The sequence below is a fragment of the Alistipes sp. HGB5 genome (assembly GCF_000183485.2).
GTDB classification, from domain to species: domain Bacteria; phylum Bacteroidota; class Bacteroidia; order Bacteroidales; family Rikenellaceae; genus Alistipes; species Alistipes finegoldii.
In genome coordinates, this window is record NZ_AENZ01000009.1 from 137187 (window position 1) to 159236 (window position 22050).

General features: G+C 58.7%; 17 protein-coding genes. 14 read left to right on the forward strand and 3 right to left on the reverse strand.

Annotated features, from left to right (window positions below; all coding sequences use genetic code 11):
• The first annotated feature begins 193 nt into the window (after positions 1-193).
• The 8 genes from HMPREF9720_RS01840 (at position 194) to rny (ending at position 10808) form a co-directional block, all read left to right on the forward strand.
• A complete protein-coding gene (locus HMPREF9720_RS01840; protein ID WP_039939568.1) occupies positions 194-3412 on the forward strand; it encodes a SusC/RagA family TonB-linked outer membrane protein in 3219 nt (1072 codons plus the stop codon).
• Positions 3413-3423: 11 nt separating this feature from the next.
• Positions 3424-5055 (forward strand): RagB/SusD family nutrient uptake outer membrane protein, encoded by a 1632-nt coding sequence (locus HMPREF9720_RS01845; RefSeq protein WP_009596415.1) that lies wholly within the window; start codon positions 3424-3426, stop codon positions 5053-5055.
• Positions 5056-5080: 25 nt separating this feature from the next.
• A complete protein-coding gene (locus tag HMPREF9720_RS01850; RefSeq protein WP_009596465.1) occupies positions 5081-5905 on the forward strand; it encodes an endonuclease/exonuclease/phosphatase family protein in 825 nt (274 codons plus the stop codon).
• Positions 5906-5936: 31 nt separating this feature from the next.
• Entirely contained in the window at positions 5937-6782 is an 846-nt protein-coding gene (locus HMPREF9720_RS01855) for a hypothetical protein (RefSeq protein ID WP_009596339.1), read from the forward strand.
• 103 nt (positions 6783-6885) lie between these two features.
• Complete coding sequence (rimO, locus tag HMPREF9720_RS01860; protein ID WP_009596464.1) at positions 6886-8184, forward strand: 30S ribosomal protein S12 methylthiotransferase RimO; 1299 nt, start codon at positions 6886-6888, stop codon at positions 8182-8184.
• Between the two features lie 64 nt (positions 8185-8248).
• Positions 8249-8542: a hypothetical protein gene (locus tag HMPREF9720_RS01865; RefSeq protein ID WP_022043871.1), complete on the forward strand. Its 294-nt coding sequence runs from the start codon at positions 8249-8251 to the stop codon at positions 8540-8542.
• Between the two features lie 96 nt (positions 8543-8638).
• Positions 8639-8938 (forward strand): cell division protein ZapA, encoded by a 300-nt coding sequence (locus HMPREF9720_RS01870; protein ID WP_009596419.1) that lies wholly within the window; start codon positions 8639-8641, stop codon positions 8936-8938.
• Positions 8939-9260: 322 nt separating this feature from the next.
• On the forward strand, positions 9261-10808 hold the full coding sequence (gene rny / locus HMPREF9720_RS01875; protein WP_014775697.1) for a ribonuclease Y: 1548 nt from the start codon (positions 9261-9263) through the stop codon (positions 10806-10808).
• Positions 10809-10925: 117 nt separating this feature from the next.
• Here rny and HMPREF9720_RS01880 read toward each other — a convergent pair whose 3' ends face one another.
• Genes HMPREF9720_RS01880 through HMPREF9720_RS01890 form a run of 3 tightly spaced genes read right to left on the reverse strand, consistent with a single transcriptional unit; the run spans position 10926 to position 12921 of the window.
• Complete coding sequence (locus HMPREF9720_RS01880) at positions 10926-11657, reverse strand: DUF6064 family protein (protein ID WP_009596351.1); 732 nt, start codon at positions 11655-11657, stop codon at positions 10926-10928.
• Positions 11658-11659: 2 nt separating this feature from the next.
• Positions 11660-12157 carry a threonine/serine exporter family protein gene (locus HMPREF9720_RS01885; RefSeq protein WP_009596352.1) on the reverse strand — a complete coding sequence of 166 codons (498 nt, stop codon included), beginning with the start codon at positions 12155-12157 and terminating at the stop codon, positions 11660-11662.
• Positions 12154-12921: a threonine/serine ThrE exporter family protein gene (locus tag HMPREF9720_RS01890; protein WP_039939570.1), complete on the reverse strand. Its 768-nt coding sequence runs from the start codon at positions 12919-12921 to the stop codon at positions 12154-12156. The genes HMPREF9720_RS01885 and HMPREF9720_RS01890 overlap by 4 nt, the downstream gene beginning before the upstream one ends.
• A gap of 71 nt (positions 12922-12992) precedes the next feature.
• On the opposite strand from HMPREF9720_RS01890, the gene HMPREF9720_RS01895 reads away from it, so the two are divergent.
• From HMPREF9720_RS01895 to HMPREF9720_RS01920, 6 genes are all read left to right on the forward strand, one after another.
• Positions 12993-13658, forward strand: coding sequence for an HD domain-containing protein (locus HMPREF9720_RS01895; protein ID WP_009596438.1), 666 nt, complete (start codon positions 12993-12995; stop codon positions 13656-13658).
• A 238-nt stretch (positions 13659-13896) separates the two neighbouring features.
• Positions 13897-14523, forward strand: a complete 627-nt coding sequence (locus tag HMPREF9720_RS01900) for an RNA polymerase sigma-70 factor (RefSeq protein ID WP_014775693.1) — start codon at positions 13897-13899, stop codon at positions 14521-14523.
• A gap of 107 nt (positions 14524-14630) precedes the next feature.
• Positions 14631-15632, forward strand: coding sequence for a FecR family protein (locus HMPREF9720_RS01905; RefSeq protein ID WP_009596439.1), 1002 nt, complete (start codon positions 14631-14633; stop codon positions 15630-15632).
• Between the two features lie 44 nt (positions 15633-15676).
• Positions 15677-19228, forward strand: a complete 3552-nt coding sequence (locus tag HMPREF9720_RS01910; RefSeq protein ID WP_009596383.1) for a TonB-dependent receptor — start codon at positions 15677-15679, stop codon at positions 19226-19228.
• A gap of 30 nt (positions 19229-19258) precedes the next feature.
• On the forward strand, positions 19259-21076 hold the full coding sequence (locus HMPREF9720_RS01915) for a RagB/SusD family nutrient uptake outer membrane protein (protein WP_009596443.1): 1818 nt from the start codon (positions 19259-19261) through the stop codon (positions 21074-21076).
• 92 nt (positions 21077-21168) lie between these two features.
• On the forward strand, positions 21169-21966 hold the full coding sequence (locus HMPREF9720_RS01920) for a S1/P1 nuclease (protein ID WP_009596457.1): 798 nt from the start codon (positions 21169-21171) through the stop codon (positions 21964-21966).
• The last annotated feature ends 84 nt before the right edge of the window (positions 21967-22050 follow it).

Here is a 22050-nt window from a genome sequence, read left to right on the forward strand (position 1 = left end):
ATTTGAGGATTCAAATACGCAAACCACGCCCACCAACAATTTACAGATACATAATTTTGAATATCGATTTTGCACATACTGCAAATCGACACCAAAACCGCGCCTATTTTTAAAATATTTAAATAAATATCTGCCAAAACCGAGAATTACCGAGCCTCTCTACACAATTACTATTAATATTAACCTTAACTCTATGAAAATGAATTTGACAACTTCGGAGAAGAACAGGGGCCTCGTCCGCTTTCTTCTGATGAGTCTGCTGCTGAGCATACTCATTCTTCCGGCCCATGCGCAGGATCGGGTCACGGTGTCCGGACAGCTGACCGACAGCAGCCAGACTCCGCTCATCGGCGCTTCGGTCATAGAAAAGGGCACGACCAACGGCGTCACCACCGATGCCGACGGCCGCTACCAGATTTCCGTGAAACCGGACGGCGTGATCGACTTTTCGTTCATCGGCTACAAACCGCAGTCGCTGGCCGTCATGAACCGCACGGAAATCAACGTCACGATGGAAGAAGACGCCACGATGATCGGCGAAGTCGTTGCCATCGGTTACGGCTCGCAGCGTAAAGAGGACCTCTCGATGGCCGTCTCCACCGTCAAAGTGGACGACGCGGCCCGCAGCCGCGCCGCCGACCTCGGAACCCTCCTGCAGGGCCGCATGCCGGGCGTTACGATCCAGCAGTCGGGCGACCCGCTGCAGAAAGCGTCGTTCACCGTCCGCGGCCGCGGCTCGAAGGGCAACGACGACGGCACGGACAAGAGCGCCGCATACAGCCGCGACAATATCGGCCCGACTTCGGGCGACGGCGTGCTGGTCGTTGTGGACGGTGTCCCCGGCGCTCCCTACATGGCCGAAGATATCGAGACGATCACCATCCTGAAAGACGCCGCCTCGGCCGCCATCTACGGTGCTTCGGTAGGTTCGAGCGGTGTAATTCTGATCACCACACGTCAGGCGCAGGCAGGTAAAACCCGCGTCAACGTCAACGTATCGGTCGGCTTCGAACGCGCCATGAACCTCCCGACGATGCTCAACGCGCAGCAGTTCTGCGACGTCTGGGGCAAGGCCGTCGAGAACTCGCCGGGCAGCTCGCTGCCCAATCTGGCCAACCCGCAGGTCTATGCAGGCGCCAACGTCACCCGCACCGACTGGCTCGACGAAATCTTCCGCACGGGTCTGACGCAGCACTATGCCGTGTCGATTACCGGCGGCAGCGAGACGCTCTCGTCGATCCTCTCGGTAACCTACGACAAAAAGGAAGGCACCCTGCTCAACACATGGAGCCAAGCGCTGGGTGCGAAACTCCATACGGAATTCAAGCCGGTCAAATGGCTGAAATTGTCGGAGCGCGTAAACTTCGAATACTCCAACGGACAGGGCAACATCAGCACCTCGCACACGGGCCCCATCTACGGCGCCATGTGGTTCCCCGCTTCCGCATCGGTTTATGACCGCGACGCAAACGGCAACATCGTCTACGGAAACGACGGCAAACCGAAATGGGGCGGTATCGCTTCGTCGGCCGACATGGCCAGCGGCGTCGAGGGTCCCAACATCGTGAATCCCGTCGCCCAGCTCGAAACCATGCACCGCCGCTACCCGCGCACCAAGATATTCTCGACCACCTCGCTGGAAATCAAGCCGATCACGTCGCTGACCCTGAAATCGGAGTTCACGGCCGACCTCGACATGCGCGAGGAGGACGAATTCTCGCCCGTCATCGACGTGCCGGGCGGATCGAGCACTTCGAGCCGCGAGCAGTTCAACTACAACAACTTCCACTATCTTTGGGAAACGACGGCTACCTACGCGCAAGTCTTCGGACGCCACCACATCAGCGCCATGGCGGGTTTCACCACCGACTACAAGAAACTACATTTCCGCGACTTCCGCACGCAGGGCTACGGCTCCAACGAAGACCACAATCTGGTATGGGGCGCCGCAGGCTCATGGACCAAGAACCCGAACGAAGATATAGTAGACTACTCGATGGTCTCGTTCCTTGCCCGTCTCGGCTATTCGTTCGACGACCGCTATTTCCTCACCGGCAGCATCCGCCGCGACGCATCGTCGAAACTGCCCGCAGCAAAGAACTACGACTGGTTCCCGGCCATTTCGGGATCGTGGAAACTCTCCTCGGAGAAATTCTTCCAGAATGCAGGTCTCAACAAGGTCTTCGACCTCGTGAAATTCCGTGCAGGCTGGGGTAAGGTCGGCAACGTAGACCTCTACAACCTGCCCAACCCGACCAGCATTCCGCTCTCCATCTACCCGGACGGTTCGCTTATCGGCGGCACGACCCATTACGGAACCTATCTGGCGACCATCCCCAATACGGACGCACGCTGGGAGACCACCGTCCAGACCAGTGCCGGTCTGGACCTGACAATGCTCCACAACACGCTCGAAGTCAGCGTCGATTATTACAACAAGGAAACGAAGGACCTCGTCGATTACCTCACGATTCCGCCGCAGATGGGTGTAGAGAATGCGCCGCTGGGTAATATGGGCCACGTAATCAACAAGGGATGGGAGTTCTCCGTATCCTATCGGAACAGCGCCGCACAAGGCAAGTTCAACTACAATGTCTGGGGCACTTTCTCGACCAACAAAGGTTATGTAGAGGACTACGGCCCCCAGCCCATTGTAATGCACAAATACCCCACATTCAACGGCATTCAGCTTTTTGCTTCAGGAGCAGGACACCCATGGTACTCTTACTATATCTACCGCACGGACGGTATCTTCCGCTCGCAGGACGAGATCGACCGTCATATCAGTAAGGATCCCGACACCGGCGAGGTCAAGATGCTGCAGCCCGATGCCAAGGTCGGCGACCTGCGTTTCATCGACACCAACGGCGACGGCGTAATCAACGACAACGACCGCGTATTATCCCGCTCCTATACTCCGAAACAAACCTACTCTTTTGGAGGATCGCTCGATTGGAAAGGTTTTGACTTCAGTTTTATGTTTCAGGGCGTCGCAGGCAATTATGTCTACAACGGCACGAAACAGTTGGGAATGAACGGTCGTCAAGACTTGGGTAACCTAACAACCGATGTTTACAACACATGGGATTTCAAACCCATGACCAGCAAATATCCGCGACTCGGCCTCAGTGACGACATGAACGGCAACTACCTCAAGGTTTCGGACATCTTCCTCGAAAAGGGCGACTACCTGCGTCTGAAGAACATCACGCTGGGTTACACGCTGCCCAAGCATATCAGCCGCCACATCGGCATGGAGAAGGGTTCGGTCCGCGTCTATCTGAGCATCGACAACGTGGCCACCATCACCGGCTACTCCGGCACCGACCCCGAAGTAGGCAACTACGGTCTGGACAGCGGTATCTATCCCACGTCGCGCTTCTTTAACTTCGGTGTAAACATCAACTTCTAACAACTACGACCATGAAAAAAACCATATTCAGCCTCTGTCTGGCCATAAGCGCTTTCTGCCTTTCGGGTTGTTCCGATTTCCTCGACAGGGAGCCTTACGGCAAAGACGCTACTTGGAAGACCAAAGAGGATGTAGACCAAGCTATCTACGCCCTTTACCACTTCGTCTCGCCCTATTGGAGCGAGGAGATCTGCGGCCGCGGCCATATGTGGCTCGAATGCGCCAGCGACAACATACTGATCGGCCGCGCCCGTCCGTCGGTCGATGAAATCCGCGAATTCCGCATGTCGCCGTCCAACGACAACGACGTCTCGCGTGTTTGGGAGGTGATGTACCAGAATGTCGCCAAGGCCAACAACATCATCAAGATGGTCCCCGACATGAAGCTGGACCAGGGATACAAAAACCAGGCTGTAGGCACCGCCTATTTCTTCCGCGGTTTCTCGATGCTCTGGATGGTTCCCTATTACGGCGACGACACCAACGGCGGTATTCCGATTATCCTCGACACGACTCCCGCCGCCGAAATCGACTCCCCGCGCCCGGCGCACGTACTGCAGAACTACGACCAGATCATCTCCGACATGCGCACGGCAGGCGAGATGCTTCCCTACCTTTCGCAGCTCGACGCCTCGCAGATCGGACTTCCGCACAAGGCCGCAGCTTGGGGATACGCAGCCCGCGCAGCCCTCTATGCAGCGCAGTACGACGCGAAATACTACGACATCGTACTGGAGATGTGCAACAAGATCATGGCGCTTACCGGTTCGGACAAACGCGAACTCTACATCGATCCGTCGAACAAGCTCAACTCGTACGCCAACCTCTGGCGCAAGGAGCAGAACCACTCCAAGGAGTACATCTTCTCGCTGGAAGGCGACTATACCAACGGCGCCCGCTACCACGGCGTAACTTTCGTCAACGCTGGCTGGGGCCTCTACAACACGTGGGGGTATTTCACGCCTAGCAAGAATTTGTGGGATGCGTTCGAAGAGGGCGACCAGCGCCGCGACGTAACGATCCTCTATCCGGGCCAGCACGTCAAATTCGTAGGCCGTGACATCACCTTCGGCGGTTACAACACCGACGGAAGCGTCTCGGACTACACGACCGGCCACGTATCGGCAGGTCTGATCTGCCGCAAGTTCATCTCCCCGTGGGAAGGCGCCGACTGCAAGGGCAAAGAGGTGTCCGCGCTGCGCGACAAACTCTGGAACTCGCTCAACTGCTGCCTGCTGCGCTATGCCGACGTGATGCTGATGAAGGCCGAAGCCCTGATCTGGACCAAAGGCGAGGGCGACGCCGAGGCCAAGCAGCTGCTCAACCAGATCCGCGACCGCGCAGGTCTGCCGCAGAACAGTCAGGCCACCAAGGCCCAGCTGATGAACGAGCGCCGCTGCGAGCTGGCCTTCGAGTTCCAGCCCAGCCGCCACATCGACGTAGTCCGCTGGGGCATCGCCACGACGACCTACGCCAAGCCGCTGTACAGCGTCATTTCGAAGAAGGTCAACGGCCAGATCGTTGCCGAAGAGGTGGAAGTTTATCCGGGCCGCACCTTCAATCCGACTTACAACAAGGTGTTCCCCATTCCGCAGCGGGCATTCACCGGCACGGTCTACCTGAAGCAGAACAAGGGTTATTAAACCATATTTAAGAACAGAAACGATTATGAAAATCAACAAATATATCCTCGGAGCAGGCGCACTGCTCTGCATGATGCTCCCGGCCGCGTCGGCACAGGCACAGGACGTCAAGCTGAAGTGCATGGAGTGGAACATCAAGTCGTTCGAATACGACGACAACTCCAATGCAGTCTATTTCGAAATCGCCGAGGCCATGGAAAAGATCAAGGCTGAAAACCCCGACATCGTCTGCTTCAACGAGTTCGAAACCGCGACCGGACGCATGAGTTCGGTCGAGAAGCTGACCGAATGCGCACAGTCGCTCGGCATGTTCCCGTTCTTCGTCTTCTCCTACAACAAGGACAACGGCGCCTACGGCAACGGCATTCTGTCGAAATACCCGATCGTCAATTCGGCTTCGGTACTGCTGGGCATGTACACCGGCGCCGACCAGCGTTCGGCGGGCTGGGCAGACATTCTGGTTCCGACCGACTCCAAACCCGAAGGGGTGAAGGTGCGCATCGTCTGCACCCACCTCGACGCTTTCGGCGGCGACGAGACCTGCTTGGGTCAGGCCAAAGAGGTCATCGAACACGCGATCGCTCCGGCCGTTGCCGAAAACATCCCCGTGCTGATCATGGGCGATATGAACTGCGGTCCCAGCTCCAGCGCAATCCGCGAGTATGAGAAGACGGGCACCCGGCTCTGCAACAACGACGGCACGTTCGGCGGTTACAGCAAGTTGGACTACTTCATCAGCTTCCCGCAGGGCAAATGGAGCTGCAGCGACTACAAAGTCGTCAAGGGCGACCGGCTCAATGTCATTTCGGACCACTACCCCATCGCAGGCACGGCCGTACTGAAGAATTAAGCGCGTATCAAACAGCTAAAAAAGTACAGAGATGAAAAACACGAAGAGATATTTATCCATTTTTCTGGCGCTCGCCCTTGCCGCCCCGGTTTTCACGGGCTGCGACAACGGTCTGGACGAGTACAAGTCGGGAGAGACGATCGCTCCCCCTTCGGACAAGTTCAATGCCGAGATTCAGTTCGTAACCCGCCTGACCGACGGAGCGCTGGCCGGCAGCGATGCGGATTACGCCGCCATCGACAACTACATGGTCAATACGCTCGAAGGCCGCGGCAAGTCGTGGCTGACGGTGCTGGACCGCGCCGACGGCGCCAACCTGCCCAAAACGATGCAGACGGCCCTCAACACCAAGCGCTGGACGGCGTTCGCATTCAACCGTATCGCCAACAAGAGCTCCTATCAGGGCAGCATGCTCTATTTCAACGGTCCCACGACCGAGGTCAAGGGCACTCCCTCCGGTTCGGGATGCTACGTCACCGGTTTCGCACCGACACTCAACGGCACCCGCACCGACAAGGACGAGGACGGCAACGTCACGGGCACGACCAACGTATCGTTCGCCATCAGCTTCAACACGGCGCGTTTCGAAAATGCCGACCAGATCAACGCTTTCGGCGGCAAGAACGGCGTACTGAGCGGACTGCACTACAAGAAGCAGAACCTGCTGATGATCGGCACCGTGAAAAACGACCTGCTCGGCGCGCTGCAGTCCGCAGCCGCGAATACGAACGAGGCGATTCAGGTCCGCGAAATCGTGAAAGGCCCGGCCTATACGATCTTCATGCTGGCCGACTCGCGCTTCTGGGGCTATGTCGACGTCGCTTCGACCTCGCTCGGCAACGGCATCGAAGCCTACGGCATCCATGTGATGTGGTAGTACCCCACCGACTCCCTGCAGCAGCGGCGCACCGAAAGTGCGCCGCTGTTTTTGCGATAAATCCGGGAATAATCCATACCTTTGCGGAGGAAACACGAAACGCATGAAAAAAATCAACGTCATAACGCTGGGCTGTTCGAAAAACACCGTGGACAGCGAGCACCTGATGGCCCGGCTCGCCGCGGCGGGTTACGAGGTGCTCTTCGACAGCGACCGCACCGACGCCAAGGTCGTCGTGATCAACACCTGCGGTTTCATCGGCGACGCCAAGCAGGAGTCGATCGACATGATCCTGCGGGCGGCCGCGGCCAAAAACGCCGGAAAGATCGAACGGCTGTTCGTCGTCGGCTGTCTCTCGGAACGCTATGCCGACGAGCTGCGTGCCGAACTGCCCGAAGTGGACGAATTCTTCGGCGCCCGCACGTGGGACGGCATCGTCCGGGCGCTGGGCGCGGCCGAAGACCCGGCGCTGGAGACCGAGCGGCACCTGACCACGCCGAAGCATTACGCCTACCTGAAAATCTCCGAGGGCTGCAACTGGAAATGCGGCTACTGCGCCATTCCGCTCATCCGCGGAGGACATGTCTCCGTCCCGATGGAGAGGCTCGAAGAGGAGGCCCGCAAACTCGCGGCCGGCGGCGTGAAGGAGCTGATCGTGATCGCGCAGGATACGACCTACTACGGACTCGACCTCTACGGCCGGCGGATGCTGGCCGAACTGCTTCGCCGGCTCTGCCGCATCGGAGGCATCGAGTGGATACGCCTGCACTACGCCTATCCCACGGCATTCCCCGACGAGGTGATCGAAGTCATGGCCTCGGAACCCAAAATCTGCAAGTACCTCGACATTCCGTTCCAGCACATCTCCGACGCCCAGCTTTCGGCCATGCAGCGGCGCCACACCAAAGCCGACGCCTATGCGCTGATCGGACGCCTGCGCGAAGCCATCCCCGATCTGGCGCTGCGCACCACGCTCTTGGTCGGCTATCCCGGCGAGACGCAGGCCGATTTCGCCGAGCTGGAAGAGTTCGTGCGCGACGTACGCTTCGAGCGGCTGGGGGTCTTCGCCTATTCGGAGGAGGAAGGCACCTATTCGGCACAGAAATTGCAAGACAACGTTCCGGAAGAGGTCAAACAGCAGCGCGTCGAACGGATCATGGCGCTTCAGAACGAAATATCGCTCGAAAACAACCTGCGTCGCGTCGGCCGGACCGAGCGGGTACTGATCGACTCGCGGCAGGGCGATTACTACGTGGGACGCACGCAGTACGACTCGCCCGAAGTGGATCAGGAGATCCTGATTCCGGCATCGGAAAAGCGGCTTCTGCGCGGTCGTTTCTACGACGTTCGCATCGATTCCGCCGCCGACTACGACCTCTACGGCCGGGCCGCCGGGAAATAAAATTTGCTTTTTAGCGTTCCTTTTCATACCTTTGAGATGTAAAACGGACTTTACCCGTGACCCGATGGCCGAAAAAAGTGTGATAACAAATATCGAGAACCGCATCCGGCAGCTCATGGACGACCACAAACGGTTGTCGGATCAATGTGCGGAACTGACGGCGCAGCGCGACAGCCTGAAAGCCGAAAACCGCACCCTGCAGGAGCGGATCCGCGAACTCGACGGAGAATTGTCACGCATGCAACTGACAGAAGGGCTGGCGGGCGGAAGCCGTAACCGGGACAAAGCGCGGGCCCGCGTCAACCGTCTTATGCGGGAGGTGGACAAGTGCATCGCGCTGCTCGGAAGGCCCGAATAGGCAAAGGCCGCAGCGGAAGAAACACCACCGTTACGGCAGTAGCTACGGAAGGCCGCAGGACGCACAGGAGGCAGCAAGAAAAACGAAACGAGAACAATGGCACAACAGGCGATAACACTCAAACTGGCAGGCAAAAGCTATTCGCTCAATATCGACAGCGAAAAAGAGGAGATGTACCGTCTGGCCGAACGGGAGGTGAACAGTTACCTCGCCGCGATAAAGCAAAACAACTTCAAGAACTGGACGGATCAGGACTATCTGTCTATGACGGCGCTGAAATTCGCCATTGCGAACGTCGATATGCGGCAGAGCCGCGAACTGGGCGACGAAGACCTGAAACGGCTGGGACACTTAGGGGAAGAGATAGACGCCTACCTCAACGCCCTGAAAGGATAAACGACATGCAGGAGCGCGTAACGGCGCCCTGAAACCGGAACAGCGTTCTTTAACATACGAAGGAAAAAATCTACCCGCATAGATTCCTTACAGCTTTGCGAAACTGAACACTTTTTAAATTGGGGCAACTCACGGCGCTTCAAAATCAGGCCTTGACCCTTCGGGGTGTATGCTGCGGCGTACCGTTGGACGATTGCGATTGTCGGAGCCCCCACACGTGACTTATCTTGCAGATTCGTCAAACAAGACTAAGGAATCCTATGCGGTTTTTTTATGCAACAACAAACCCTTTATAATAACAACTCAAAACAGCAACAAAATCATGTATACCACTATTTTAGTTGCCTGCATCTCAGCCATTGCGGCGATCGGGATCTACATGGCCGTTACGAACCTCGTGACCAAGAACTCGATCCGCAAGCGCCGCGAAGCCGCCCTGAAGGAGGCTGAGGCCGAAGGCGAGATGATCAAGAAGGAGCGGATCCTGCAGGCAAAAGAGAAGTTCATACAGCTTAAGAGCGAATACGACCGGCAGGTCAACGAACGCAACCAGAAAATCGCGCAGAGCGAACAGCGGGCCAAGCAGATCGAGAACAACCTGCAGAACCAGCAGCGCGATCTGGAGAACAAACTCCGCGAAAACGACCGGCTGAAGGAGCAGATGCAGAACCAGCTGCAAATCCTCGAACACAAGAAAGAGGAGGTCGATCAGATGATGCGCGAGCAGAACGTCCGTCTGGAGCAGATTTCGGGCCTGAGCTCGGAGGAGGCCAAGAACATCCTGATCGAAAACATGAAGGCCGAGGCCAAGACCGAAGCCGCCGGCTACATAAACGAGACCATCGAAGAGGCGAAGATGACCGCCACCAAAGAGGCCAAGCGCATCATCGTAGCGTCGATCCAGCGCGTGGCGACCGAGACGGCGATCGAAAACGCCGTGACGGTATTCAACATCGAAAGCGACGAGGTCAAGGGCCGCATCATCGGCCGCGAAGGGCGCAACATCCGTGCGCTGGAAGCCGCAACCGGCATCGAAATCATCGTGGACGACACGCCCGAAGCCATTATCCTGAGCGGTTTCGACCCCGTGCGCCGCGAAATCGCACGTCTGGCGCTCCATCAGCTGGTGACCGACGGTCGCATCCACCCTGCCCGTATCGAAGAGGTGGTGGCCAAAGTCCAGAAACAGATCGAGGAGGAGATCGTCGAAGTCGGCAAACGCACCACGATCGACTTGGGCATCCACGGCCTGCATCCCGAACTGATCCGCATGATCGGCAAAATGAAATACCGCTCGTCCTACGGCCAGAACCTGCTGCAGCACGCCCGCGAAACGGCGAACCTCGCAGGCATCATGGCCGCCGAGCTGGGTCTGAATCCCAAGACGGCGCGCCGCGCAGGTCTGCTGCACGACATCGGCAAGGTGCCCGACGACGAACCGGAACTGCCGCACGCAATCATCGGCATGAAACTCGCCGAGAAATACAAGGAGAAACCCGAAGTCTGCAACGCCATCGGCGCCCACCACGACGAGGTGGAGATGACCTCGCTGATCGCACCGATCATTCAGGTCTGCGACGCCATTTCGGGCGCACGCCCCGGCGCACGCCGCGAGGTAGTCGAGAGCTACATCAAGCGTCTGAAAGAGATGGAGGACATCGCCCTGTCGTACCCCGGCGTCGTCAAGACCTATGCCATTCAGGCCGGCCGCGAACTGCGCGTGATCGTCGGCGCCGACAAGCTTTCGGATCAGGAATCGGAAGGGCTCTCGCACGATATCGCCAAGAAGATTCAGGACGAAATGACCTATCCCGGTCAGGTGAAGATCACCGTCATCCGCGAAACCCGCGCCGTCTCGTACGCGAAATAACCGGATGTCGGCGGGACAGCTCCTACCGGCCATTCCGACACTCCTCCCCAAATCCCTCCTTACCAAAGGAGGGATTTTTTTATCCCCGGTCCGGTGAAGACGTCCGGGCGGCCGGCATTATCCGGCCATTCCGACGAGCTGCTGCCAGATGATCGCGGCGAAAAAGACGCCGAGTCCCGAACACATCGCCAGAAGCAGCATATTCATCACCCGCAGATCGGGTTTGGTGTTGCGGCGGAAATTGACGTCGATATACTCCTTGAAAAAGAGATAGAGCGCCGGCACCAGCGCGCTCGCCAAAAGCAGGTCTTCGGGAATGCCGAAAAAGTAAACCTTCGAAAAGCCGATCAGCGACCAATGGCACAGAAACAGCACGACGAACAGATTGATCCGCTTCGAGAACGAGAGCATCAGTCCGATGGTGAAGATCGCCACCGTGCAGGGCATGACGGGCGAGGTGGTCATCGGGAAATCCAGTCCCCGCAGATGGGATATCAGCGGATAGAGGAACGGCATCAGGTAGAGCGCAAAAGCGAATTTGTCGTGTTTGTACGTCCGTTCGAACGTCGTGTAACCGACGACCGCGTCATAAATCCACACGGCGGCCATGACGCCCCAGAAAAACGCCATGACTCCGCTGTAAGCCCGCGCATCGCACGACACGAGGTAATAGGCGACGGTGATCCACGCATTGAGAAACGCCAGAAAACATTTCATTGCGGTTTTCACCCGGAGAGTCGGGCGCAGATAGAGACGCGCCGTCAGGACGACGGCCGCCAGCACGATGAGCGCCTGCACGGGCCAAGTCATCGTATTGTAGTCTGCGATAGTTTGCCAAAAGAGTTCCATAATCAGCTGTGAATCTGTTTTTTATTGCGTGTCAGCGAATGTGCGCGTTTGTTGAAGAGGAAAATCGGCGCGGCGGCTCCCGCAGCCAGCATGAAAATCACGCTGAAAGTAACGAATCCGTTGCGGACGATGGCCGCCAGATACCCCGCGGCAGAGGGATCGTCGAGATTCTGCATGAACATAATCATCGAAAAGACCGTCTTGTAGGCATACATGCCGGGGATCATCGGCAGCAGCGCGGGGATGAACAGCACCGTCATTGGGCAGTGGATGCGGCCTCCCAGCAGCAGGCTTCCGATACCGATCGCCACCGAAGCGCACAGCGACGCCGAAGCGATATCCACGCCTGTGTCCATCAGGCAGAAACGCAAGGCGTGCCCCATGGCGGCCAGCAGGGCGATCGCCGGAAAGGCCCGCATCGGAGGATCGGACACGGCTCCGAATCCGACAGCCGCCACCGCGGCGAAAAATCCGTCCGAAAGAATGGCGAGCAGCGTCATAGCAATCCGTTTTTAACGATCATCAGGGTACATGACAATCCGACGGCGATGCATACGATCAGCATCAGCGCCGACGTCAGGCGGGCGATACCGTTCAGCACATGCCCCTCGACGATGTCGATCACGCCGTTGATAAGCGGCACCCCCGGAATCAGGTAAAGCACGCTCGTGGCGATGGCGACCTCCGAAGTCGTATCGAAAATCATCGCCACCGAAGCGTACATCGAAGCCGCGAAGGCCGACGCGATAAAGATGACATAGTGATTGAATCCCTTGGCCTGCATCCGCTGCTTGAGGTAGAATCCGAGCAGCGTGGCGGTAAAGACGATGCCTACCGCACACCACTCCCCGCCGAAAAGCCGGCAGAAGGATGCGTTGGCCAGTCCGACGAGAATCAGTGTGAAAATCGGGTCCAGACGAGGCCGGGCGACGATCTCGTCATAGCGGCGCCGAATCTCGGCAAGGGGCAGGCTGAGGTCGCAGGCGTCCCAGCTCAGGGCGCTTAGCTCCGAGTTCAGCTCGAAGCTGATCGGCAGCGGCGGAATGTCCGCCACCTCGCTGTAAACCCGTCCGCTCTCGTCGTCATAAACCGAGAAAGTAACCACTTTCTGAAAGGCCGACACCATGACGCGCACGCCGAGCGCCTCGCCCAGACGTTTCGTATTGCGCACCACGCGCGAGGTATGCACTCCGGACCCCATCAGCCGGGTGGCATACTCCGCAACGAACTGCGTGACAGCCTTCAATTCCGCTTCCGACTTCATTTTCCCTAACTTTACCGGTGCAAAGATAGTGAAAAGCCCGAACAAAACTAAAAATTTTTAATATCTTTCCGATGCCGCACTTCCCGCCAAATGCTTATTTTTGCACCATGCAACCATCCGAAGAGCTGAGAATCTATATCGAAACGGAGATCATCCCCCGTTACGAATCCTTCGACGCGGCGCACGGCACGGACCACGTCCGCACGGTCATCGCCCAGAGTCTCGATCTGGCGCGGCATTACGACGTCGATGCGGACATGATCTACGCCGTCGCCGCCTATCACGACACGGGGCTGGCCCGCGGCCGGAAGTTGCACCACATCCATTCGGGCGAAATCCTGCTCGCCGACACGGAGCTGCGGCGCTGGTTCACCGCAGAGCAGCTGGCCGTCATGCGCGACGCCGTCGAGGACCACCGGGCCTCGTCCGACCATGCACCCCGCACGATCTACGGACGCATCGTCGCCGAGGCCGACCGCTGCATCGACCCCGCGACCGTGCTCCGCCGTACGGTGCAGTACGGTCTGTCCCACTGCCCCGCACTCGACCGCGAGGGACACTTCGAACGCTGTCTTGCGCACCTGCGGAAAAAGTACGCCGAAGGCGGTTACCTCCGGCTCTGGATTCCCGAATCGGACAACGCCCGCAAACAGGAGGAGCTGCGGGCGCTGATCCGCGACGAAGCCCGTCTGCGCGCGGCCTTCGATGCGGTCTTCGACCAAGAGACCGCCCGATAAACCGCCCCGCACTGCGCACTCCCGCGGCCCTTTTATTATAAAAATAGGTATCTTCGGGGAATTGTTGCAACCCCGTTAAAATTCGGCGACCGGGGTGTTAATTCCCCGGATTGCCGCTTGTTTTTCGCAAGATTATGCTTATCTTCGTCATAGCATCTTCCGCACCCACCCTCTTTTTTCAGAGCAGATCCGAGTGCTGCAGGGAAAGGCATGCTGTTTCCGGAACGTAGTCCCGATAATGAAAGAATCCGTTTATAACACCTTCGTCAATTGCGATCCGCAAGAGCAGGACCTGCTCAGGCAGCTCATCCGCGGCGACATCGCGGGTTACGAGGTGCTGTTCCACAAATACTACCCGACGTTCTTCGCCTTCATCAAGGGCATGACCAAAGAGACCGCCGTTGCGGAGGACATCGCGCAGAATATCTTCATGAAAGTTTGGCTGAACCGCGAAAAGCTGGATGCGGCCAAATCCATCCGCAACTACCTTTTCGTGCTGGCCAAACACGAGATATACAACTACTTCCGCACCAAGAGCCGCACGTTCACGACCCTAAAGGAGGCTATCGCGCAGACCGAAAGCAAGGGGGGGGGAAACCTGCCTTCGCGGAACGAGATCGAGGAGAAGCTCGATCTGGCGGAGACTGCCGAGCAGGTCGAGACCATCGTCGGAAAGATGCCCCCGCAGCGGCAGCAGATTTTCCGCATGTCGCGTTTCGAGCACATGCCGAGCAGGGAGATCGCCGAACAACTGAACCTGTCGGTACGCACCGTGGACAAGCATCTTGAGCTGGCGCTGAAGGAGCTGCGCAAATACCTCAACATCATTCCGGCCATCATCGTCTTTCTGGACATCCTGCCCTGAAATTTTCCCCGATAAAATCTTCCGGCCCCGTTACGTAGTGCGGGGCTTTCGTTTGTTCTTTATGTAGTAACCGGCAGCATCGGGCTGCCGATAAAACGCATGAAGAGATGAACAAACCGACATTAGATAAAGTCCGGGACTACTTCTACGGCCGCTGCAACGACGGCGAGGAGGTCCGCATCCAGCAATGGTTCGCCGACAACGGCAATTCGTCCGAAGCCGACCGGCTGCTCGGCGCCCTGCTCGACGAGGTGCGGAGCGAAAACCCCGCGCTGGCGCAGGCTGCGTTCGAAGAGTTCTGCCGCCGCATCGGCCATTCCGTTCCGGCGCGCACCGCACCGCGCCGTCTGACGACCGTCGTCCGGTGGACGCAGCGGATCGCCGCCGTGCTGATCGTCCCGCTGCTGATCGCCGTCTCGCTCCTCTACACCAAGACCGCGCACACTCCCGAATGGGAGGAGGTGCTCGTGCCGGCGGGCCAGCGCAGCGAGCTGCGCCTTGCCGACGGAACGCTCCTGTGGCTCAATTCGGGCACCCGCGTAACCTATCCGACCCACTTCAACGGCCGCCAGCGCAAAATCTTCGTGGACGGCGAGGTCTACGCCGAAGTCATGCACGACAAGCGGCATCCCTTCGTCATCTCGGCCGGCGACGTCGAGGTCGAAGTCCTCGGCACCAAATTCAACATGCGGGCCTACAACAGCGACCAGCTGGTCGAAGTGGCGCTGGTCGAGGGCAGCGTGCGTTTCGACGTGAACAGCGACAAATGCGACGACGAGGTCGTCATGGTCCGCAACGACGTCGCGCAGTACGACCGCCTGACGGGAGCGCTGGAAATGACCTCTTTCCAGAGCGAAAACTATAAATCGCGCGCCACGGGCGGCGGCTTCTACTTCTTCAACGAGTCGCTCGACGGCATCACCGCACAGCTGGCCCGCTGCTTCGACCAGAAAATCATCATCACCGATCCCGAACTGGCCGGCGTGCGCTTCTACGCCTTCTTCACCAACAACGAGTCGCTGCTCAAGATCCTCGGCACGCTCAACACCGACAAATCGATGTCCATCCGCGAACGCAACGACGTGATCTACATATCCCGAAAGAAATAACCGCGAAACAGCAACAAAAAACTACAACATTAAAACTTCAACCTATGAAAAAACTTTACAATCGAACCGCACTTTTCCATGCGCGTGCGATCGTGGGTTTGTTCGCACTCTGCCTGCTGGCGCTTCCCAGCCCGGCTCTGGCGCAGGCGATCGACCTCAAACTCACGAATGTAACGGTCAAGGAGGCCATCGAAGCCCTCAATCAGCGGGAGAACTACTCCGTGGCCATCAAATCGGCCGGCGTCGACATGCAGCGCCGCGTCAGCATCTCGGCGCAGAACGCGTCGATCGACGAGGTTCTGGCCCAGATCTTCGCCGATCAGGACATCACCTACACGATTACGGGCAAAAGCATCTCCGTAACCAAGGCAGCTCCGAAGAGCCTCGCCGCGGATAAGAACCAGCTCAAAGGCGTGGTGAAAGACAATCTGGGGCTGCCCGTTCCGGGTGCCACGATCATCGTGGACGGCACCAACAACGGCACCACCACGATGAGCAACGGCGACTTCTCGCTGGAGAACGTCAAGCTTCCGGCGAAGCTCGTCATCTCGTTCATCGGCTACCAGCCCCGGACGGTCGAAGTCAACTCCTACGCCGCCATCGACATTACCCTCGTGGAAAGCTCGGCGGCCATCGACGAGGTGGTCGTGGTCGGCTACGGCCAGCAGAAGCGCGTGAACGTCACGGGCGCCGTGGGCACCATCAGCGGCAAGGACCTCAACAACCGTCCCGTGACCAATACGGCCGCAGCCCTGCAGGGCGCCGATCCGTCGCTGCTGCTGACGCTCGGCAGCGGCTCGATCGAAGGCAAGAACTACGACGTCAAGATCCGCGGCGCAGTATCGCTCAACAGTGGCAGCCCGCTGGTGCTCGTCGACGGCATCGAAGCGTCGCTGGCGCAGGTCAACCCCAACGACATCGAATCGGTATCGGTGCTCAAGGACGCTTCGGCCTGCTCGATCTACGGCGCCAAGGCTTCGGCCGGCGTGGTGCTCATCACCACCAAGAGCGGTAAGGCCGGCACGCTGAAAGTCAATTACAACGGCCGCTACGGCGTGTCGTGGAACACCACCTCGACCGACTTCATCACGTCGGGATACGACTACGTGAAACTCACCAACGAATTCTGCTACCCATCGAAAGGCTATGTGGGCTGGAACTACACGGACGAGGAGATGCAGATGCTCTACGACCGCCGCAACGACAAGACCGAGCATCCCGACCGCCCGTGGGTCATCACCGACAGCAACGGCAAATACCGCTATCTGGGCAACTTCGACTGGTACGACTACATGTTCAAGCGCAGCCGTCCCGAAACCGAGCACAACATTTCGCTCACGGGCGGCAACGACAAGATCAACTACTACGTCAGCGGCCGCTACCTCTACCGTGAAGGCCTGTTCAACCATGGCGCCGAGGATATCTACAACGGCTACTCGTTCCGCACGAAGATCGCCGCCGAAGTAACGCCGTGGATGCACTACTCGAACAACATCAGCATGGAGGTGACCGACTACAAATACGGCGGTTACTGGGAGCAGGACGGTTCCGAAGAGCTCAACTCCAACGGCATCCTCTTCAACGTGGCCAACAACATCAGCCCGACGTTCGTTCCGGTCAACCCCGACGGCACCACGTTCGTTTATTCCAACGGCATCCAGTTCGCCAACTCGCCGATCGCCAGCGGACGCGGCGGCGTATTCGCCGACGGACGCAACAAGAACTCGCGCAAGAACAACTACTACATCATCACCAACCGGGTGACGTTCGACCTCACGCGCAACAAGGATCTGAAACTCAACGCCGACTACACCTACCGCCGCCGCGACAACCTCGGAGCCTACCGCTCCTATCCGACGGCCAACACATGGAACGCGACGCAGACCGCCGTGGTCGATTTCACCAACGGTTCGATCTACGACTTCTATCAGGAGGACCGCTACTACTATAACGGCCATGTGGTCAACGCCTACCTCGATTACGGCCACTCGTGGGGCAAGCACAACTTCTCGGCCGTAGCCGGCGGCAACTTCGAGGACTTCCGCTCGTCGAAACTGAGCGTCCGCCAGAAAGGGTCGCTGAGCGAGAAGCTGAGCTTCATCAACATGGCGCAGGGCGAGATCGAACGCTGCGTCGAGTCGAATACGGCCTACCGGACGCTGGGTTATTTCGCCCGTGCGAACTACGACTACGCCGGCAAGTACCTTTTCGAAGTGTCGGCACGCTACGACGGTTCGTCGCGCTTCGCCGCCAACGACCGCTGGGGCTTCTTCCCCTCGGCATCGGCCGGATGGCGCATCTCGGAGGAGAAATTCTGGGAGCCGATGCGCAACTGGTGGGACAACGCCAAGGTGCGCTTCTCGTACGGCTCGCTCGGCAACCAGCAGGTGTCGAACTACTACTACATCGAAACGATCTCGACCGGCCAGCTGGGCTACACCTTCAACGGCACGGAAAAGGCCAATTACGCCTCGGCGTCGAACCCCATCAGCGACGGACTTACGTGGGAGACGGTCGTAACCTACAACCTCGGTTTCGATCTGGGCTTCCTCAAAAACCGCCTCAACGTCACGGCCGACCTCTACATCCGCGACACCAAGGACATGCTCACCACGTCGCTCACGCTGCCCGACGTCTTCGGAGCGCCCTCGCCCAAGGAGAACTGCGCCGACCTGCGCACCAAGGGCTACGAAATCACCGTCAGCTGGCGCGACCGCCACATGGTGGCCGGCAAACCCTTCTCCTACGGCATTTCGGCATCGCTGGGCGACTACAAGTCCAAGATCACCAAGTATAAGAACGACGACATGCTGCTCACCGACCATTACGTGGGCGAGACGCTCGGCGAACTCTGGGGCTACCGCACCGACGGACTGTTCAAGACCGACGAGGAGGCGGCACGCTATCAGGCGCAGATCAACGACAAGGCGGTCAACAACCGCGTCTACACCAGCTCCGACGCTTCGGCGGCGCACCTCATGGCGGGCGACGTCCGTTTCCGCGACCTCGACGGCAACAACATCATCAACAACGGCGACGGTACGGTCAAGAATCCGGGCGACATGCGCGTCATCGGCAACAGCCTGCCGCGTTACACCTACTCGATCCGCGGCGACTTGAACTGGAACGGCTTCGACTTCGCGGTCTTCTTCCAAGGCGTCGGCAAGATCGACTGGATGCCCAGCGCCAACTGCTACTACTTCTGGGGACCCTACAGCTTCCCGACCACCACGTTCATCGCCAAGGACTTCGAGCGGCTGGCGTGGAGCGAGGACAACCGCAACACCTACTTCCCCCGCCGGCGCAGCTACCAGACTTCGAGCGCAGGTTCGATGAACGTCAAAACCGACCGCTACCTGCAGGACGCCTCGTACATCCGCCTGAAGAACATCACGCTGGGTTACACCATCCCGATCAACAAGCGCATCCTCGAAAAGGTCCGCGTATACGTATCGGGCGAGAACCTCGCCTACTGGTCGCCCCTGAAGCGCTACAGCAAGACGGTCGATCCCGAAGTAGCCACGACCAGCGCCACCAACGACTGTCTGTATCCCTATTCGCGGACCTTCTCCGTAGGCGTGGACATCACCTTCTAAACTAACCGGAAAGCATTATTTCGATCAACCATGAAAACTATCAGCAAAATATTGATATTCGTTTCGATGAGTCTGGCGCTGTCGGGCTGCGACGACTTCCTGACCAAGGAGCCGGAAACGAACCTTTCGCCCAATACGTTCTTTTCGAGCGAAGCGGAGCTGGAGCTTTGGACCAACCGCTTCTACAGTCTATTCGCAGGTCCCGACACCGATGCCATTCAGGTCTCCGACATCCAGATCGCCAAGAACCTCAGCTCCGTACAGCAGGGCACGCGCTCCCCGGCCACCGAAAACTGGGGCACAAGCGCATGGGCCTACCTGCGTTACATCAACTACTACCTCGAACGTTCGGGCAACTGCTCTGACGAGACTGTCCGCCAGCGCTACGACGGCGTGGCCTATTTCTTCCGCGCGCTGTTCTACTTCGAAAAGGTGCGCAAATACGGCGACATCCCCTATTACGACTTCGTGATTCCGTCGAACGACTGGGCTTCGCTCAAACGGCCGCGCGACAGCCGCGGATTCGTGATGAAGAAGGTCATGGAGGACCTCGACCGCGCCATCACGGACCTGCCCGACAACTGGCCGAGCGACGCGCTCTACCGCCTGAGCAAAAACGCCGCCCGCGCCATGAAGGCCCGCGCCGCGCTCTACGAAGGCACCTTCCGCAAATACCACGGCATCGCCGACGAGACGATCGACGGGGTGACCATCTCGGCCGACTATTTCCTCCAACTGGCCGCCGACGCCGCATGGGCCGTCATGGAGCAAAACAAATATTCGCTCTACAAAGGCAATACGCTCAAACTCGACGCCCCCTACCGCGAATATTTCATCCTCGAAGACGGCGACGCCAAGGAGACAATCCTCTCGATGCGCTTCAACGCCGACATCCTCGTGCGCCACGGCATCCAGTTCACGTTCCGCAACATGCGCCACAGCGCCACCCAGCGGCTGGTGAACCACTACCTGATGGCCGACGGCTCGAAGATTCAGGACCAGCCCGGATACGAGACCATGACCTACAACCAGCAGTTCCAGAACCGCGACCCGCGCATGGCGCAGACGCTCATGGCTCCGGGATATGTCGATCTGAACGGCATCGACGAGGTGATCGAAGACTGCAAGAGCTACGACATGACGGGTTACCGCTTCATCAAGTTCGTGAGTGACGACACGCATAACGGCGCCACCACCTCGACTACCGACTGGCCGGTATTCCGTTATCCGGAAATCCTGCTCACCTACGCCGAGGCCAAGGCCGAGCTGGGTACGCTGACCCCGGAAGACATCGCCCTGACCGTGGACGTCGTCCGCGACCGCGTGGGCATGCCGGCCCTCGACATGACGGCCGCCAACAACAATCCCGATCCCCTGATGGCCAGCTACTACCCCAACGTCAATTCCGGAGCGAACAAAGGCGTGATCCTCGAAATACGCCGCGAACGCACCGTCGAACTTCCCTGCGAAGGCCTGCGCCAGTGGGATATGCTCCGCTGGAAGGAGGGCGCCCAGCTGGTTCCCTCGTCGAACGGACTCGACGGCTTCCTCGGCTGCTACTTCCCCTCGCTGGGCGAATACGACATGAACGGCGACGGCAAGATGGACCTCTGCCTCTGGAGCGGCACCAAGCCCGCCACGACCTGCGACGCGATGCTCGAAATCGGCGAAGGCAAGGACGCCCAGCTGACCGAAGGCACGAGCGGCTATATCGTCTGCTTCCGGGGCCGCACCTACAAATGGGAGGAGGGCCGCGACTATCTGTGGCCGATCCCGACCGACCAGCGCGTGGCCACGGGCGGCGCACTGAGCCAGAATCCGGGCTACGAAGACGGACTGAGCTTCTGACGCCCCTTTGCTCCGCGACACAAAGAAGAGGTATTCCGGTGACCGGGATACCTCTTCTTCGAAAAAACAGACTCACCAAAACCATCAAGACCATGAAAAAACTGCTTTTGCTGCTCTTTGCGGCGGCTCTCTCCCTCTCCGCTTCCGAACCTGCGCGGGCGTGGGGCCGCGAAGGCCACGAAACGATCGCCAAGATCGCCGAACGCAACCTCACCAAACGGGCCAAGAAACGGATCGAGAAGTATCTCGGCGGGCACTCCGTCGTCTACTACGCCAAATGGATGGACGAATACCGCCAGACGCCCGAATACGCCTTCACCAACGACTGGCACACGGCGCCCGTGGGCGCGGACCTGCGCTACGGCGACGAACTGCTCAAGCCGGGAAAGGGCAACGCCGTTTACGGGCTTGAGCTGGCGATCCGCAACCTCAGGGATTACCGCAACCTGACCGACTCGGCCGTAGCGGTCAATCTGAAATACGTCATCCATCTGGTCGGCGACATGCACTGCCCTGCGCATATCAAATACACGACTCACAACACCAAGTACGACGTGCTGTTCGAAGACAAGTACCACAAGCCGCACAAGTATTACGTCCACCATGTCTGGGACAACGAGATCATCACCACGACCCGTATCTGGTCCGTCACCGAGTGGGCCGGCGAGCTGGACCGCGCATCGAAGCGGGAGAAGGCCGCCGTGCAGGCCGGCACGCCGCGCGACTGGCTGCACGACAGCGCCGTGACCTGCGAAGTGCAGTTCGAGTGGGCCAAGCCCGACGAGCGGCTGGGACAGGACTTCCTGAACAAGGCCCTGCCGCTGGTCGAACACCAGATCCGCAACGCCGGTTACCGGCTGGCGGCCGTCCTGAACGAGCTTTTCGACTGACGCGGCCGGAGCAGCGAATAAAAGAGCCGTCACTCGCAGCGAGTGACGGCTCTTTTCATAACGGGGCGATCCCTCTTCCGAGAC

What these genes read in the sequence shown, in the direction of transcription:
- HMPREF9720_RS01840 (WP_039939568.1), top strand. Translation starts at nt 194, where the DNA reads ATGAAAATGAATTTGACAACTTCGGAGAAGAACAGGGGCCTCGTCCGC.
- HMPREF9720_RS01845 (WP_009596415.1), top strand. Translation starts at nt 3,424, where the DNA reads ATGAAAAAAACCATATTCAGCCTCTGTCTGGCCATAAGCGCTTTCTGC.
- HMPREF9720_RS01850 (WP_009596465.1), top strand. Translation starts at nt 5,081, where the DNA reads ATGAAAATCAACAAATATATCCTCGGAGCAGGCGCACTGCTCTGCATG.
- HMPREF9720_RS01855 (WP_009596339.1), top strand. Translation starts at nt 5,937, where the DNA reads ATGAAAAACACGAAGAGATATTTATCCATTTTTCTGGCGCTCGCCCTT.
- rimO (WP_009596464.1), top strand. Translation starts at nt 6,886, where the DNA reads ATGAAAAAAATCAACGTCATAACGCTGGGCTGTTCGAAAAACACCGTG.
- HMPREF9720_RS01865 (WP_022043871.1), top strand. Translation starts at nt 8,249, where the DNA reads ATGGCCGAAAAAAGTGTGATAACAAATATCGAGAACCGCATCCGGCAG.
- HMPREF9720_RS01870 (WP_009596419.1), top strand. Translation starts at nt 8,639, where the DNA reads ATGGCACAACAGGCGATAACACTCAAACTGGCAGGCAAAAGCTATTCG.
- rny (WP_014775697.1), top strand. Translation starts at nt 9,261, where the DNA reads ATGTATACCACTATTTTAGTTGCCTGCATCTCAGCCATTGCGGCGATC.
- HMPREF9720_RS01880 (WP_009596351.1), bottom strand. Translation starts at nt 11,657, where the DNA reads ATGGAACTCTTTTGGCAAACTATCGCAGACTACAATACGATGACTTGG.
- HMPREF9720_RS01885 (WP_009596352.1), bottom strand. Translation starts at nt 12,157, where the DNA reads ATGACGCTGCTCGCCATTCTTTCGGACGGATTTTTCGCCGCGGTGGCG.
- HMPREF9720_RS01890 (WP_039939570.1), bottom strand. Translation starts at nt 12,921, where the DNA reads ATGAAGTCGGAAGCGGAATTGAAGGCTGTCACGCAGTTCGTTGCGGAG.
- HMPREF9720_RS01895 (WP_009596438.1), top strand. Translation starts at nt 12,993, where the DNA reads ATGCCGCACTTCCCGCCAAATGCTTATTTTTGCACCATGCAACCATCC.
- HMPREF9720_RS01900 (WP_014775693.1), top strand. Translation starts at nt 13,897, where the DNA reads ATGAAAGAATCCGTTTATAACACCTTCGTCAATTGCGATCCGCAAGAG.
- HMPREF9720_RS01905 (WP_009596439.1), top strand. Translation starts at nt 14,631, where the DNA reads ATGAACAAACCGACATTAGATAAAGTCCGGGACTACTTCTACGGCCGC.
- HMPREF9720_RS01910 (WP_009596383.1), top strand. Translation starts at nt 15,677, where the DNA reads ATGAAAAAACTTTACAATCGAACCGCACTTTTCCATGCGCGTGCGATC.
- HMPREF9720_RS01915 (WP_009596443.1), top strand. Translation starts at nt 19,259, where the DNA reads ATGAAAACTATCAGCAAAATATTGATATTCGTTTCGATGAGTCTGGCG.
- HMPREF9720_RS01920 (WP_009596457.1), top strand. Translation starts at nt 21,169, where the DNA reads ATGAAAAAACTGCTTTTGCTGCTCTTTGCGGCGGCTCTCTCCCTCTCC.